Here is a 15,100-nt window from a genome sequence, read left to right as displayed (position 1 = left end):
CCGCGGCCGGTGTAGCGGCCTTCAATCAGCCGCGATGCCAGTCATCGACATCTGCACGAAGTGCAGCGGCGCCTCCAGCGTCCAGGTGATGCCGCTCCTGTCGAATTCCAGGCGTCCGGTGCCGCTGAGCGCCTGCGGCGTGACGCGTTTGAGCACAACCGTTCCGAAACCGCGTCGCGTGTTTTCATCCACCAATGGCCCGTCCAGTTCCCGCCAGACAAGGCGGAAGCCGTCGCTGCCATCGGCGGCTGGCATCACGGTCCATTCGACCTCGACCCGTCCGTCATGGCGCGACAGCGCTCCGTGCTTTACCGAATTGGTGGCCAGCTCGTGAAAGGCAATGCCGAGATATTGCACGGCGTTCGGCTGCAGCATGATCATCGGCCCGCTCATCGACAGACGGGCCTGTGTCGCGAAGGCCTTGGTCTGGGCATGGATCAATTCGCCGATAGTCGCGCCGCGCCATTCGGCATCGACCAGCAGATCGTGCGATTCCGAAAGCGCCATGATGCGTTCCCGGACCTGTGAAAGGAAAGCCTCTGGCGTCCCCGCCAGCTTGCTGGTCTCGCGGATCATCGAGACGATCACCGAGTACTGGTTTTTGACGCGGTGGTTGACTTCGCGCATGAGTGTGCGGATGCGCCGTTCGCTCTCCTTATGCGGGCTGATGTCGCGCGCGATCTTGGAGGCGCCGATGATACGCCCGATGCCGTCGCGTATCGGCGAGATGGTGAGCGAAACCGGTACCAGGGTGCCGTCCTTGCGCTGCCGGATAGTCTCGTATGAGGGAATCCGTTCGCCGGCGCGAATGCGGCTGATAATCATGGCTTCCTCATCCAGGTGGTCGGGCGGGATGAGGATCGTCACCGGGCGGCCGATCGCCTCGGCGGGCGTGTAGCCGAACAGGCGTTGTGCGGCGTCGTTCCAGCTGGTGATAATGCCGTTCAGGTCTTTCGACACGATCGCGTCCATCGAGGATTCGACGATGGCAGCGAGCCTTATGCCGACGTCGTCAGCCAGCGCCTGGGTGCGGAGGTCGAGCAAGGTGTTGATGGCGCCGACGACCTCGCCGGTCGCATCGCGAAGCAGGGCCGGGTGCGCGCTGAACGGGATGAACTGGCCGTCCGGCCGCTCGACGATCGCCCGGCCCCCACGAACGTCCCGCTCTTCCAGCAAGGCAACGGCCATCGGACATTCGTCGTGCGCCATCGGTCGCCCGTCGAGGTGGCGAAGCTTCCATGAACCGCACCAGCGGTCCTGGCCGATAACCGGACGATATCCCCAAAGATCGGCAGCGGCTTCGTTGAAGAAGGTGATGTAGCCTTGTCTGTCGGTGGTGTAGACGGCCACAGGCAACGCCTGCATCAGATCGGCGGAGGAAACTTGCGGGATTCCGCCAGTCTTTAGTTCAACGACGTCCACCAGTCCCCCGCTCCGCTTGGCTTGCCGACGGATTGCTTCGTCATCTAAATGCGCGCGAGCGTTTTCGGTTCCGTTCGGTCTGCTTTCGGACATTCAGGCTGATTTGCGTTTCGCGGCCGTTCCCGGACCTTTGCTCGGAGCCTTGCCGCCTTCTTGCGCCAGGCTCTTGCGCAGAACATCGGCGAGATTGACGACGTTCGTCCTCGGCTCGGGTGCCGGCTTGGGCGGTTTCTTGCCCTTGCGCTTGGCTTCGATCATCGCAACCAGCGCCTGTTCATAAGTATCTTCGAACTTCGACGGGTCGAATTTGGCCGGCTTCTTGTCGATCAGCAATTGCGCGATTTCCTGCATCTCCGGATCGACCTTGCGATCCTTCAGCCCTTCGAACACCGCGTCCGCCGCGACCACTTCATTGTGGTTGCGTAATTCAGTCATCACCATGCCCTTGCCCAGCGGCTGGATCAGCACCTCTCGGCCACGCTGGTACAGTACGACGCAGGAGCGGGCTGCTACCTTTTTCCTGGCCATGGCGTCCCGGATCACCGCGAAAGGCTCCGTGGAGGGCGCGTCGGCCGGAACGAGATAGTAGGGTTTTTCGAGGTAGCGTGCGTCGATTTCGGCGGCGGGCACGAACTCGCCGATCTCGAGCGTATGCTGCGATACCATCTTCAGTTTCTTGATTTCGTCCGGCTCAATGCGGATGAACTCGCCCTTTTCGACCTCGTAGCCCTTTACCTGCTCGGCCGCCTCGACCGTGTCGCCGGTCTCCTCGTCTATATAGGCGCTCTTGACCGGAAGACCGTCCTTGCGGTTCAGGATCCTGAAATGCACTTTCTCGGCCTCGCTGACGGCGCCGATGATCTTGACGCCACAGGAAACAGATCCGACTTTCATAAAGCCCTTCCAGGCAGCTCGTGGCGTCGCCATGTCGATCACTCATTTGCCGAACGGACGGAACGGCTGCGAGCGGAAATCGTTCCGCCGTGGCAGGCTATTCCACAGGCCCGCCCGGACGAGAACGTTCGTTTCATTTTCGTCAGGGGAATAGCGCAATGGCCAAACGCAGCGCAGGGTTGCTGATCTTTCGCCGAAGCGAAGGACATTTCCAGGTCTTGCTGGTGCATCCGGGCGGCCCATTCTGGGCGAAGAAGGACGACGGCGCATGGTCGATCCCGAAGGGCTTGATCGACGAGAACGAGGACGAGCTAGCGGCGGCAAAACGCGAGGCCGAAGAGGAACTCGGCGTCGCCATCGATGGAGGTTTCGAACACCTTGGCAGCTACCGGCAGCCGGGCGGCAAGCTCGTCATCGCATGGTGCGTCGAGGCGGATTTCGACAGCGACGCCATCAGCAGCAACACCTTCGTCATGGAATGGCCGCCAAGGTCCGGCTCGATGAAGGAATTCGCCGAAGTCGACAGAGCGGGCTGGTTCTCCCTGCCTGAAGCCAACCATAAGATCCTGAAAGGCCAGCGCGCCATGTTGGCGGACTTTGCCAGTCGGCATGGCGACGGATGAATTTGTTTCAGCCCAGTTCTTAAGGGCAGTGCTTGGGCTTCCTCACCGCTCTGCTTTAAGCGCGTTGCGGCCGCAGCGTGCGCAACGTGATCGAATAGCGGTGCTCGGCAACCGGCGGGATGCTGTGCTCCCATTCACTGCGCGCGGCGTCCGTCATCAGATAGGCCGATCTTGGCTCGACGGTGACCGTCTTGCGGTCCCATCGCGTGCCGTTTTTCCGGCGCAGGCGAAAGCTGCACGCGGCCAGCAGGGAAACGCCGGCGACCGCCTCGAAGTGAGGCTTGTCGCGGTGCCAACCGATACCGGCGCCCGGCCGGTACTCATTGATCAGAACCTGCACGAAGGTCTCGGCGGGCAAGCGGGCAAAATCCGCAACCTTTTCCCTGAGCGGCAGCAGAAAGCCGGGTATCGGCGGCGCCTCGACGACTTCGCGCCGGTCGTAATCATAACGCAGCCCAAAACCGACCACCCGCCGGTTTGCGAGATGGCCGTGAAAGTCGAAGGCCTGAAAAGGCAGGGTTGCGAGCTGGCTTGCCAACGCTGCTTCTTCGTCCGGCGTGATCAGTTCGGGCCGGTAGCGGAATCCTTCCGGCAGGTCGGCGGCGGCGGCAAAGAGATCGCCCTGGCGGGCTGCAGCCGATGTCTTGGGCGATGGCATCAACCGTATTTGGTGAAGCCAGCCCGTAGCGGCAAGGCTGCTTCGGCAGCAAGGAACCTCGCTCTCCGTGCAGGGTTATTCCCACGACGGCATGGAATTGAGCACTGCCGAGCATTGGACCTGTCGAGGATGCCTTCAACTGCGATCAGAAACATCGATTACCAGCCGGCGACGAGGGTACTCTCCGTATGGTTCGTCCCGAGCGGAAGCCGCTATGATTACGAGGACGTGCCGCCGCAAGTCCACGCCGCGTTCCGCAAAGCCTCGGCGAAGGGCCGGTTCTTCAACGAGCATATTCGCGACCGGTACAAATACCATCTGGTCGAGCAGAGCCATTCGAGCTGAGCCTTCAGCCGCTTCTCAACCACGATCTCGGCTTTCCGCCATGCCTCGCCGCGCGGTGGCAACGAGCGGACTTCGCAGTTGGCGAGCGACCTGATATTGACCATGGTCCTACCCGAAACATCGAAAGCCTGGAATGTCCGCCGAAGCCGAAAAAACCGAGCAGCTCCAGCAATTGCTCGACAACCTCGACCTGGCGGGCGCCCTGGACAGTGACAGTTATAAAAGGTTCCTCGACCAGCTGCCGATTGCGATCGCAATTTCCGATTTGGGCGGCGATGAACGTGTTGTTTACGTCAATTCCGAGTTCCAGAAACTGTCAGGCGTTTCCGTCGCAGAGCTGGAGCGCCGCAACTGGGCTGCGCTGAGCGGACAAGGCTTGGGCGAATACAAGGACCGGCCGCTGGCCCGGGCCATCGTCGAGGATATCGATCGCGCGGGGACTTTCAGGATGCAACGTGCCGGCACAGAGCCGGTCATGGTCGACGTTTATTCGAACCTGATCGAGGACGAGCGCGGGCGACGGTCCTTTCGACTGGTCGCCCTTGTCGATGTCACCGCGCACAAGGCAAGCGACAGCGAGGCCTTCGAACAACGCATCCGTGAAAAGGACATGCTGCTGCGCGAATTGCAGCATCGGATGAAAAACAATCTCCAGATGATCACGGCTCTCATCAGGTTGGAGGCCCGCAGCGCGGCGTCACCCGATCAGAAACGCTTCGAGCGTCTCGCCGGCCGCGTCGATGCACTCGCAATTCTTTATCAGGCGCTGTCGGCCGACGAACAGAAGGCCGAAGTTGACCTCGGCGTCTATCTCAGCCAGATCGCTTCCGCAGTGATGACGTCGCACGCCGTGCAGGGCATCCGGCTGGATATGAAGGTCGACACCTATCCCGTGTCCATCAACGTGGCGATGCCAACCGGCCTGGTGGTCAACGAGCTTTTGACGAACGCGCTGAAACACGCCTTTCTGGGTCGCGAAGGCGGGACAATCACGCTGCGCAGTGTTGTCGACGGCGACGGCTTTCGCATCGTTGTCGCCGATGACGGCATCGGCCTGCCCGAAGGCGAGACCTGGCCGAAACCCGGCAAGCTCGGAGCGTTGATCGCGCAATCGCTGACCGAGAACGCCAAAGCCCGGTTCGAGGTGGACTCGACCCCCGGCAAAGGAACGCGAGTGACCATCGTCTTCAACAGATCGGCCGCGCTCGCTTCGTAGCCGCACGAGCAGGGCTGCCGCAAGCGGGGTCATTCGAGGCCATCCGCATCAGCCGGGCCCCTCCATTACCTTGCGCGTGTGGCGGGCGATGACACCTTCTTCGTCGGTCGCCACGACGCGGACTTCGACCTTGCTCTCCGCCTGGCTCATCAGCGCGGCATGGGAGCTGTTGGCTGCCTCGTCGATCGCCACGCCGAGCCAGCCAAGCCTGTCGCAAATCGCTTTGCGGGCCGGAGCCGAGTGCTCGCCGATGCCGCCGGTGAACACCAGGCATTCGAACCCGCCCAGCGTGTTGGCGAGGGCGGCAATCTCCCTGGCGGCGCGGAAGGCGAAAAGCTCCACCGCTTCGCGCGCCCGGCGGTCGTCGCTGGCTTCCAGCGTGCGCATGTCGCCGGAAATGCCGGACACGCCGAGCAGGCCGGATTCCTCGTAGAGCATGTCTTGCAGCGCCTCTCCCGAAATCCCTCTTTCCAATAGCAGGTACAAAAGCACGCCCGGATCGATGGCGCCGCAGCGTGTGCCCATGACCAGGCCGTCAAGCGCCGAAAAGCCCATCGTCGTATCGACGCTTCGCCCGTCGCGCATGGCGCACAGGCTCGCCCCGTTGCCGAGATGGGCGACGATGGTTCTTTTCGCCGCCAGATCGGGCGATATCTGCTTGAGCCGGCCGGCGACATATTCGTAGGAAAGCCCGTGAAAGCCGTAGCGGTGGATGCCGTCTGCCTCATAGTGGCGCGGCAGCGCGAAACGGCTGACCAGAGGCTCGATGGTCCGATGGAAGGCCGTGTCGAAGCATCCGACCTGCGGCAGGTCGGGTCGCAACGCGGCAAGCGCCCGGATCGGCGCGAGGCTGCGCGGCTGGTGCAGTGGCGCAAGCGGCGTCAGCCTGTCGAGAGCCTCGATAATTGTCGGCATCAGGCGGACAGGTTCGACGAACTCGCGTCCGCCATGGACGATGCGATGTCCGGCGGCGATCAGTTTCCTTCCGCCAAGTTCGTTCTCGATCCATTGCAGCATCTGGCCGATGCCCATGTCGCGTGATGCGTCTGCGGCAAGTGGCCGATCGCACTGCAGCTCCCCATCGGCGGCTTTCGCGGTCAGCCTTGGCGCATCGCCCAGATCCAGTGAACCGCGCGAGGCAAGATCCAGCTCGGCGGACGCTGCAAGATCGTAAAGTCGGAACTTGATGCTCGACGAGCCGGCATTCAACGCAAGGATCGATCGTCGCATCAATCGCCGGCCCTCGTCGCGCTGTCCTGTGGCCAGGACCATTTCTGGATCTCGGGCATGTCCTCGCCATGTTCGCGGACATAGGCCGTGTGGTCAGCCAATTTCCCATGCAGCGCCGCGGCAAGATCCTTCGCCCGCTCGGCCAGCCCCGGCACGCGCGCGATCGCGGCGAGCGCCAGATGATAGCGGTCGAGCTGGTTGAGCACCACCATATCGAACGGCGTCGTCGTCGTGCCTTCCTCGCGAAAGCCATGCACATGCATGTTGTCGTGGTTGGCGCGCCGGTAGGTCANACGGCGTCGTCGTCGTGCCTTCCTCGCGAAAGCCATGCACATGCATGTTGTCGTGGTTGGCGCGCCGGTAGGTCAGGCGGTGAATGAGATAGGGGTAGCCGTGATAGGCGAAGATGACCGGCTTGGCTTTGGTGAACAGCGCGTCGAATCTGTCGTCGGCAAAGCCATGCGGATGCTCGGAATTCGACTGCAAAATCATCAGGTCGACGACATTGACGACGCGGATCTGCAGGTCCGGAATGCCTGAGCGCAGGATGTCGGCTGCGGCAAGCGTCTCCAGCGTCGGCACGTCGCCGGCGCAAGCGAGAACCACATCCGGATCTTCGCCCTTGGCAACCGTCCCGGCCCATTCCCAGATGCCGGCACCGGCCTTGCAGTGCGCTTCCGCGTCTTCGGCGGACAGCCATTGCGGCGCCGGCTGCTTGCCGGCGACGATGACGTTGATGCGGTTGTAGGTTTTCAGGCAATGGTCGGTGATCCACAGCAGCGTGTTGGCGTCGGGCGGGAAATAGAGCCTGACCGTGTCGGCCTTCTTGTTGGCGACGAAATCGGCAAAGCCCGGGTCCTGATGGCTGAAACCATTGTGATCCTGCCGCCAGACATGCGAGGTCAGCAGGTAGTTGAGCGAGGCGACCGGCTTGCGCCAGGCAAGTTCGCCGGAGGTCTTCAGCCATTTGGCGTGCTGGTTGACCATGGAATCGACAATGTGGACGAACGCCTCGTAGCACGAGAACAGGCCATGGCGGCCGGTCAGCAGATAGCCCTCCAGCCAGCCTTGGCAAAGATGTTCACTGAGCACTTCCATGACGCGGCCGTCACGGGAAAGATGGACGTCGTAGGGCTCGATCCGCTCCATCCAGACGCGGTCCGTAACCTCGAACACGTCGTCGAGGCGGTTGGAGGATGTCTCGTCCGGTCCCATCAGCCGGAAATTCCTGGCCTCGGCGTTCAAGCGGACCACGTCGCGAAGATAGCTTCCGACCGTGCGCGTCGCCTCTCCCACAGTGCCGCCCGGACGCGGTACGTCGAGCGCCAGGCCTTTCCAGTCGGGAAGCACGAGGTCCTGTTTCAGCAGGCCGCCATTGGCGTAGGGGATTGCGCCCATGCGTCGTGACCCCGTAGGTGCCAGCGCCGCGAGCTCCGCCAGGAGATGGCCGCCTTTATCGAACAGTTTTTCCGGCTCGTAACTGCGCATCCAGTCTTCGAGGATCTGGCGGTGCGCCGCATCGCCGCGTGCGTTCGATACCGGTACCTGGTGCGAACGCCAGAAATCCTCGACCTTCTTACCGTCGACCTCTTTCGGCCCAGTCCAGCCCTTTGGGCTGCGCAGCACGATCATCGGCCACAGCGGCCGCTCTCCCTTCCAGCCCGCGGCTCGTGCAGGCTCCTGGATGGAGTGGATCCGGTCGAGCACGGTATCGAGCGTGCGGGCCATCTCCCGATGCATCGCAGCAGGTTCATGACCTTCGACGAAGAAGGTTTCGTAGCCATAGCCGAGGAACAGGCTGCGCAACGCCTCGTCTTCCATGCGGCCGAGGATCGTCGGGCTGGCGATCTTGTAGCCATTGAGATGCAGGATCGGCAGGACGGCGCCGTCGGATGCCGGGTTCAGGAACTTGTTGGAATGCCAGGCCGCGGCGAGCGGACCGGTCTCGGCTTCGCCGTCGCCGACGACGCAGGCGACCACAAGGTTCGGATTGTCGAAGGCGGCGCCGAAGGCATGGACCAGTGCATAACCGAGCTCTCCGCCTTCGTGGATCGAGCCGGGCGTCTCCGGAGCCGCGTGGCTCGGCACTCCGCCGGGAAACGAGAACTGCCGGAACAGCTTTCGCAAGCCGTCTTCGTCCTTGCCGACCTCGGGATAGATCTCGCTGTAGGTCCCCTCGAGCCAGGTGTTCGCGACCATTGCCGGGCCGCCGTGACCCGGACCGCAGATGAACAGAACATCGAGACCACGTTCACGGATGATCCGGTTCAGATGCACATAGATGAAATTGAGGCCGGGTGTCGTGCCCCAATGGCCGAGCAGCCGCGGCTTGATGTGCTCGGGCAGCAAAGGCTCGCGCAAGAGCGGATTGTCGAGCAGATAGATCTGGCCAACCGAAATGTAGTTCGCGGCGCGCCAGTAGCGGTCCATCACATCGATCTGGTCAAGGCCGGTTGTTTGCGCAGTGGTGCGGGCCTCGTCGTTCATAGAAATGCCTCCGGAATACCCTCGTCCGTCGTTATCTGGGGTGGCGTCGCGCCGGAGAAAGGATTTGCCTCGAAATAAGTTAGGGCGGCCGCCAGCGCCGCTTGCCGATCCTGCAACCTGGCGAGCCCGACAAAAGCGGGTCGGTCTTTGGGGAACCTCGGGGCTTGCCAACGGTTAGGAAGGTGCACCGCATTGTATGAATCCAGGCGGACTGCCGAGGCCCTGGGACATGGACCGGCCAAAGTGCCGTTTGAGCAGCTTGGGCGATTGTGGCGGAGGCCCATAGGAGGAGCAGAAAAATGCTCGATCTCTCCCATGCCCGCAACCAAATGGTCGACATTCACTTAAGCCGCCGTGGCATTCGCGACCGCAATGTCCTTCAGGCGATGCGCGAGGTGCCGCGCGAGGCTTTCGTCGAGCCTGGTTTTGAAGAATTTGCCTATGAGGACGGGCCGCTGCCGATCGCCGAAGGTCAGACGATATCGCAGCCCTACATCGTTGCGTTGATGATCGAAATGGCGGAGATCGGAGCCGGTGACCACGTCCTCGAGGTTGGCACCGGCTCGGGCTATGCGGCTGCCGTAATGAGCCGGATCGTCGAACGCGTCTACACGATCGAGCGCCACGCCGCGTTGGCTGAAACGGCAAGGCAGCGGTTTAAAAAGCTTGGCTACGACAATATCGAAGTCCGCACCGGCGACGGCACCAAGGGCTGGCCCGAGGCGGCACCCTTCGATGCGATCCTGGTTGCGGCCGCCGGGCCCGGCGCACCGCTCGCCCTGCAAGAACAGCTCGACGTCGCCGGCCGGCTTGTCATCCCGGTCGGCGACGAATTCGACTCGCAGCGCCTGCTCAAAGTCACCCGGACTGGCGCAGCAACTTACACCGAGGAGGATTTCGGCGGCGTGCGGTTTGTTCCACTGATCGGCGAGCAAGGCTGGGGCGAGCCAGGCAGCGACAGCCAAATAGCGGCCGATCTTCCGCACCGGCATCAGCGCAGAAGCAGCCTGCCGCAGATGATAGCGACCGCCGCCGAACCGCTTCCGGATTTCGACGATCCCGCCTTCGGTGCGCTGTCCGACCGGTTTGCCGACCGCCGCGTCGTCTTGCTCGGCGAAGCCAGCCACGGCACGTCGGAGTTCTACCGCGCGCGCGCCGCGATCACTCGCAGGCTGATCGAGAAGCATGGCTTCACCATCGTCGCGGTCGAGGCCGACTGGCCCGATGCCGCGGCGATCGACCGCTACGTCCGTCACCGGCCACCGCGGCCGGGCGCCGATCCGCCGTTCCAGCGCTTTCCCACCTGGATGTGGCGCAACACCGACGTCGCGGCGTTCGTCGACTGGATGCGAGAGCATAATGAGCGGATCAGGATATCCTCCCGGCGGGCCGGGTTCTATGGCCTCGACATCTACAATATGGGCGGGTCGATCGCGGCGGTCTTGCAATATCTCGACCGGATCGATCCGCAGGCGGCAAGGATCGCACGCGAGCGCTATGGCTGCCTGACGCCGTGGCAGAACGACCCGGCCACCTATGGCCGTGTCGCACTCACCTCCGGCTACCAGAAATGCGAGAAGGCCGTGCTCGAGCAATGCCGGGAACTGCTTTCCAGAGAGCTCGACTATGCGCAGCAGGACGGCATCGATTTCCTCGACGCCACCCAAAACGCCCGCCTGGTCGCCTCCGCCGAACGCTATTACCGCACCATGTATTACGGCGGCGCGCAGTCCTGGAACCTGCGCGACACCCACATGTTCGAAACACTGGAGCACCTGCTGCAGGCCCGCGGCCCGGCCGCCAAGGCGGTGGTGTGGGCACATAATTCCCATATCGGCGATGCCCGCTATACCGAGATGGGGATCGTCAGAGACGAAGTGAACATCGGCCAGCTCTGCCGCCAGCGTTTTGGCGACGAGGTTGCCTTGATTGGGCTCAGCACGCATTCCGGGACGGTGGCCGCCGCCACCGACTGGGACGGCGACATGGAAGTGAAACCGGTTCGTCCTTCCCACAACGACAGCTATGAGCGGCTTTGCCATGACAGCGGCGTCTCGCCTTTCCTGCTCGATTTCGAGCGCGACGACACGCTGCGCCAACGGCTTCTGGAGCGCCGGCTGGAACGCTTTATCGGCGTTATCTACCGGCCGGAGACCGAGTTGCACAGCCACTATGCGGATGCCTCGCTCGCCCGCCAGTTCGATGCTTTCGTCTGGTTCGATGAAACCAGTGCCGTGACGCCGCTTGGGCCGGAACATGCGGGGACAGGCCTTCCCGAGACCTATCCTTTCGGGCTGTAGCGAATTTGGACCCTGGGGGAAGCGGAAAATCGAAAGAAGGACGTCACCAATGGCCGGAAAGAAGACTCATGAGCAGCAATTGCGCATCATCGAAGAGCGCGAGAACACGAAAAACGCTGGCAAGGATTTCGACGCGGAAGCGGATTTGAAAAAGACCAGGCAAGAGCGCGAGGCGTTCCGGCGCGGTGCCGAGCTCAGATCGGACCCCAAGGACATTGCCGATCCCGACGACCGCAACATCATCCGCGGCGAGCACCAGGAAAGCGCCCACAACAAGCATCGCGCCGACCGCTGAAACGGCGGGATCGCTTAACGTTAAGACAGTATGGCGCCGGTTCCCGTTCCCCGATCTGACGGATGCAGCGTTCGTGGCCGCAAATTGGCGGACGAGGGCGCCGCCTTGATCCCCTCGGCGCTATTCAGCAAAAAATGTCGCGGCGACAGCAATTGAGACGAGGCTCAGCATCGCCAGGCCTGCCCTGGCGACATGCGAAGTCTCCCAGACGTTGCGCAAATCTCTCCAGTCGCCGGTCTGCTTTCGAGAAAACATTGAAAAAAACGTCGCGGCTGATTGCGGCATGGCAACGTCTTGCACCCAGAAATTATTGACGGGATGCGTGACCAACCAATAGGTCGCATGTTCCGCCAGCAGGAAGACAAGCGCCGCCAAGGTCCACCAGAATCGAGCGCTTGGATAAGGCGTCAGGTAGAGCAGGATGGCGAGTGCAATGATGCCGCCGATCTCGGCAAACCCGCCGATCGTGAAGCCGGGATAGTAGATCGCCTGCACTGATTTGTAGGTAGCCTCCTTGAGGCGCAACTTGCCCGGCAACTCCAAAGCGTGCGCAAGCGACAGCGCCATCGTGACAGCGACCAGAAGAAGGCGGCGATCATCAATACGCGCATGTTCCTGCTCCAGATCGGAAGAGCACACGTCTGAANTGACAGCGACCAGAAGAAGGCGGCGATCATCAATACGCGCATGTTCCTGCTCCCTGACCACAGCGTGGTTGGTGATCCGGTAAAGGCGACGCCACCCGACTTCCCTGCAGGCCGGTTCGGTCATTCCCCGATCTGGCTGGTCGACCGTTCGTGGAGTGTGGCGCCGGTCTGCGCGTCGACCGCGACCATGCTGACCTCGTAGCCCCAGAGCTTGCGGATATGGCGCAGCGTGGCGTCACGGCTGCCGCCTTCCAGCACGATGCCGTCCTTGACCTTGTGCTGCAGGCGCAGATGCCGGTCGCCGAGCAGGTCCACGTCCACCACCTGGATGTCCGGCCGGCTGGCGCCGATGTCGTAGCTGTGGGCGAGTGCGGCGCGGACGCTCTCGTAGCCGCGCTCATTGTGTATCGAGGCGACTTCGTAATGCGGGTCGTTGGCGGCATCGGCAAGGACAAAGAACCGCCATTTCCGTATCAGGGTAGGGCTCAGATACTGGCGGATGAAGGACTCGTCGCGATGGTTGGCCCAGGCGTCCAGCAAGGTCTGGCGCCAGTCGCCATTGCCGGCGATATCGGGAAACCAGTCGCGGTCCTCAGCCGTCGGCGCGGTCGAGATGCGCTGGATGTCCTGCATCATGTCGAGACCCAGCGCGTAAGGATTGATACCGGAAAAGCGCGGATCGTCGAACCCTGGCTGGAAGATCACGTTCGAATGGTTGCGCAGGATTTCCAGCATGGCACCTTCGCCGATCAGGCCGCGGTCGAACAAAAGGTTCATCAGCGTGTAATGCACGAAGGTGGCGCAGCCCTCGTTCATCACCTGCGTTTGCCGCTGGGGATAGAAATACTGCGCGATCACGCGGACGATCCGGATGACCTCACGCTGCCACGGTTCCAGGATCAGGCTGTTCTTCTCCAGGAAATAAAGCAGGTTCTCCTCGGGCAGCTTGAGCGATTTCTTGCGCTCCGTCATGGTATCCGTTTCGCGGACCTTGGTGCCGTCCTTGGAAGGCGGCAGCGTGCGCCACAGATCGTTGTAGGAACGTTCCTCGTATTCCAGGCGCTCGCGAATCCCCTCGCGCTGCTTTTCCGACGACAGCTTCGGCGGCCGGTGATATCTGAACACGCCCTGTTCCATCAGCGCATGTGCGGCATCGAGGATCTCTTCCACCGCATCGACGCCGTGCCGCTCTTCGCAGCGGGCAATATAGCCCTTGGCAAAGTCGAGATAGCTGAGGATGGCGCCGGCGTCCGTCCACTGCCGGAAAAGATAATTGTTCTTGAAGAAATGGTTATGGCCGAGCGCCGCGTGCGCCGTCACCAGCGCCTGCAGGGCCATGGTGTTTTCCTCCATCAGATAGACGATGCAGGGATTGGAATTGATAACGAGTTCGTAGGCCAGCCCTCGCCCACCTTTGCGGTAGAGCAATTCCTGGTAGAGGTAGTGCTTGCCGAACGACCAATGCCGGTACATCAGCGGCATGCCGACAGAGGAATAGGCGTCGAGCATCTGTTCGGACGAGATGATCTCCATCTGCACCGGATAGACGTCGAGGTGGAGCTCTTCGGTGGCGACCGCCTCGATGGTCTCGTAGGCGCGCGACAGCGTCCTGAAATCCCAGTCGGAACCGGAAAACAGCAATCCGGATTTGCTCGCCATCAGCCCCCTCTTTCACCGCTCTTTTGATAACCCGGCTGTCTGGCGAAGAGTTGGCGGAAAACCGGGTAGATGTCGGCCGCCGTGGCGATGCGGCTCATCTGGAAGTTCGACCATCTCAACTTGACCGCACTGTAGGCACGCCACAGCGACGTGCCGTTGTCGGTGGCGCCGAAGATGTGGCTCTCACGCTCGTCGAGGATCTCGACATAGGCAAAATACTGGCAAAGCCGCATGATCTGTTCGTCGAGAAGGGCGATGCAGCGCTCGGAATCGGTGACGAAATTGTCGCCGTCCGAGGCCTGGGCGACATAGATGTTCCATTCGCGGCTGGGATAGCGTTGCTCGACGATGCGGTGCATCTCCTCGAGCGCCGTGGAAACCACCGTGCCGCCGCTCTGGGTGTTGTAGAAGAAGGTTTCCTCGTCCACCTCCTGCGCCTCGTGCGTGTGGCGGATGAAGACGACCTCGGTCCGGTCATAGCGCCGCTTCAGGAACAGGTGCAGCAGCACGAAGAAGCGCTTGGCCAGATCCTTCTCGCGTTCGCCCATCGAACCGGACACGTCCATCAGGCAGAACATCACCGCATTGGCGTTCGGCACCGGCTGGGCGTCGAAGCGGTTGAAGCGGATATCGACCGGATCGACAAAGGCGATCCGCTTGCGGCGGCGCTCCAGCCGCTCAAGCTCTTCCTGCAGCGCCACGATGCGCTGCCGCATCTCGGCGTTTTGCGGCTTGGCCTCCAGCGTCGCGATCTCCTGCGCGACAGCGTCGACCGCCTCCTGCTTGGGACGCCTGAGCGCTATGCGGCGGCCATGGCTGTTGCGCATCGTGCGTCCGACATTGATGTTGGTCGGCGAGCCGGTCGCGGCGAAGCCGGCCCGGCGCGGCTTGAAGGCGAGGATCTCCTTGAGGTTGAGCTTGACCATATCAGGCAGTTCGAGGTCTTCGAAGAAGAGGTCGAGCACCTCTTCGCGCGACAGCACGAAACGGAAATCGTCCTCCGATTCGGTTCTCCCCGGGGCGGATCCCATGCCGCCGCCCTGGCCCGGCTTGGGCAGCCGGTCGCCTGGGGCAAAATGCTTGTTGCCGGGCAGGACGTGCTGGCGGCTGCCGCTGTTCCGGGCATCGTTGAAGCTCGGCTCGCCGGTGCCTCGCGCCGGCATCGAAACGGCATGCTCGGCGTCCACGTCGGCGATCTTGCCGGTGCGGATCTGATCGCGGATGGTGCGCTTCAACTCTTCGCGCGCCCGCCGCAGGAAACGCTGCCGGTTGCCGAGGCTTTTGTCCTTCGGGTTCAGTCGGCGATCGATGAAGATCGGCATAT

At 62.3% G+C, this 15,100-nt stretch carries 11 protein-coding genes and 1 pseudogene; 5 read left to right on the top strand and 7 right to left on the bottom strand.

The features are described 5' to 3' along the window. Positions 1 to 21 precede the first annotated feature (21 nt). Together X760_RS61230 and X760_RS61225 are read right to left on the bottom strand one after the other, a co-directional pair. Positions 22 to 1,422, bottom strand: coding sequence for a PAS domain S-box protein (locus tag X760_RS61230; protein ID WP_348633240.1), 1,401 nt, complete (start codon positions 1,420 to 1,422; stop codon positions 22 to 24). A 93-nt stretch (positions 1,423 to 1,515) separates the two neighbouring features. Continuing rightward, positions 1,516 to 2,349, bottom strand: coding sequence for a Ku protein (locus X760_RS61225; RefSeq protein WP_023720515.1), 834 nt, complete (start codon positions 2,347 to 2,349; stop codon positions 1,516 to 1,518). A 125-nt stretch (positions 2,350 to 2,474) separates the two neighbouring features. Here X760_RS61225 and X760_RS61220 point away from each other — a divergent pair, with 125 nt between their 5' ends. Further along, positions 2,475 to 2,939, top strand: a complete 465-nt coding sequence (locus tag X760_RS61220) for an NUDIX domain-containing protein (RefSeq protein WP_023720514.1) — start codon at positions 2,475 to 2,477, stop codon at positions 2,937 to 2,939. A 55-nt stretch (positions 2,940 to 2,994) separates the two neighbouring features. Here the strand turns inward: X760_RS61220 and X760_RS61215 are convergent, their stop codons facing one another. Then, entirely contained in the window at positions 2,995 to 3,597 is a 603-nt protein-coding gene (locus tag X760_RS61215; RefSeq protein WP_023720513.1) for an alpha-ketoglutarate-dependent dioxygenase AlkB, read from the bottom strand. Between the two features lie 129 nt (positions 3,598 to 3,726). Between X760_RS61215 and X760_RS61210 the strand changes: the two genes are divergently transcribed. Beyond that, positions 3,727 to 3,942 (top strand): KTSC domain-containing protein, encoded by a 216-nt coding sequence (locus X760_RS61210; protein ID WP_023720512.1) that lies wholly within the window; start codon positions 3,727 to 3,729, stop codon positions 3,940 to 3,942. Positions 3,943 to 4,075: 133 nt separating this feature from the next. After that, entirely contained in the window at positions 4,076 to 5,158 is a 1,083-nt protein-coding gene (locus X760_RS61205) for a histidine kinase dimerization/phosphoacceptor domain -containing protein (protein ID WP_023720511.1), read from the top strand. A gap of 48 nt (positions 5,159 to 5,206) precedes the next feature. On the opposite strand, the gene X760_RS61200 is transcribed toward X760_RS61205, so the two are convergent. Both X760_RS61200 and X760_RS61195 read right to left on the bottom strand, forming a co-directional pair. Then, complete coding sequence (locus X760_RS61200) at positions 5,207 to 6,388, bottom strand: acetate/propionate family kinase (protein WP_023720510.1); 1,182 nt, start codon at positions 6,386 to 6,388, stop codon at positions 5,207 to 5,209. Continuing rightward, a pseudogene (locus tag X760_RS61195) lies at positions 6,388 to 8,875 on the bottom strand (phosphoketolase family protein). The gene X760_RS61200 and the pseudogene X760_RS61195 overlap by 1 nt, the downstream one beginning before the upstream one ends. Positions 8,876 to 9,174: 299 nt before the next feature. Between X760_RS61195 and X760_RS61190 the strand changes: the two are divergent. Next, complete coding sequence (locus tag X760_RS61190) at positions 9,175 to 11,175, top strand: protein-L-isoaspartate(D-aspartate) O-methyltransferase (protein ID WP_023720509.1); 2,001 nt, start codon at positions 9,175 to 9,177, stop codon at positions 11,173 to 11,175. 49 nt (positions 11,176 to 11,224) lie between these two features. Continuing rightward, complete coding sequence (locus X760_RS61185) at positions 11,225 to 11,470, top strand: hypothetical protein (RefSeq protein ID WP_023720508.1); 246 nt, start codon at positions 11,225 to 11,227, stop codon at positions 11,468 to 11,470. A 767-nt stretch (positions 11,471 to 12,237) separates the two neighbouring features. Here X760_RS61185 and X760_RS61175 read toward each other — a convergent pair. Continuing rightward, a complete protein-coding gene (locus X760_RS61175) occupies positions 12,238 to 13,776 on the bottom strand; it encodes a SpoVR family protein (protein ID WP_023720506.1) in 1,539 nt (512 codons plus the stop codon). Then, positions 13,776 to 15,098, bottom strand: coding sequence for a YeaH/YhbH family protein (locus tag X760_RS61170; RefSeq protein WP_023720505.1), 1,323 nt, complete (start codon positions 15,096 to 15,098; stop codon positions 13,776 to 13,778). The genes X760_RS61175 and X760_RS61170 overlap by 1 nt, the downstream gene beginning before the upstream one ends. Between the last annotated feature and the right edge of the window lie 2 nt (positions 15,099 to 15,100).

It is taken from the genome of Mesorhizobium sp. LSHC420B00 (assembly GCF_000503055.1).
GTDB lineage: Bacteria > Pseudomonadota > Alphaproteobacteria > Rhizobiales > Rhizobiaceae > Mesorhizobium.
Note: the sequence above shows the minus strand (reverse complement) of the source record. Positions and strands in the feature narration are given on the sequence as shown.

Coding starts and splice junctions, on each gene's coding strand:
- X760_RS61225 (WP_023720515.1), bottom strand. CDS start 2,349: ATGGCGACGCCACGAGCTGCCTGGAAGGGCTTTATGAAAGTCGGATCT.
- X760_RS61220 (WP_023720514.1), top strand. CDS start 2,475: ATGGCCAAACGCAGCGCAGGGTTGCTGATCTTTCGCCGAAGCGAAGGA.
- X760_RS61215 (WP_023720513.1), bottom strand. CDS start 3,597: ATGCCATCGCCCAAGACATCGGCTGCAGCCCGCCAGGGCGATCTCTTT.
- X760_RS61210 (WP_023720512.1), top strand. CDS start 3,727: ATGCCTTCAACTGCGATCAGAAACATCGATTACCAGCCGGCGACGAGG.
- X760_RS61205 (WP_023720511.1), top strand. CDS start 4,076: ATGTCCGCCGAAGCCGAAAAAACCGAGCAGCTCCAGCAATTGCTCGAC.
- X760_RS61200 (WP_023720510.1), bottom strand. CDS start 6,388: ATGCGACGATCGATCCTTGCGTTGAATGCCGGCTCGTCGAGCATCAAG.
- X760_RS61190 (WP_023720509.1), top strand. CDS start 9,175: ATGCTCGATCTCTCCCATGCCCGCAACCAAATGGTCGACATTCACTTA.
- X760_RS61185 (WP_023720508.1), top strand. CDS start 11,225: ATGGCCGGAAAGAAGACTCATGAGCAGCAATTGCGCATCATCGAAGAG.
- X760_RS61175 (WP_023720506.1), bottom strand. CDS start 13,776: ATGGCGAGCAAATCCGGATTGCTGTTTTCCGGTTCCGACTGGGATTTC.
- X760_RS61170 (WP_023720505.1), bottom strand. CDS start 15,098: ATGCCGATCTTCATCGATCGCCGACTGAACCCGAAGGACAAAAGCCTC.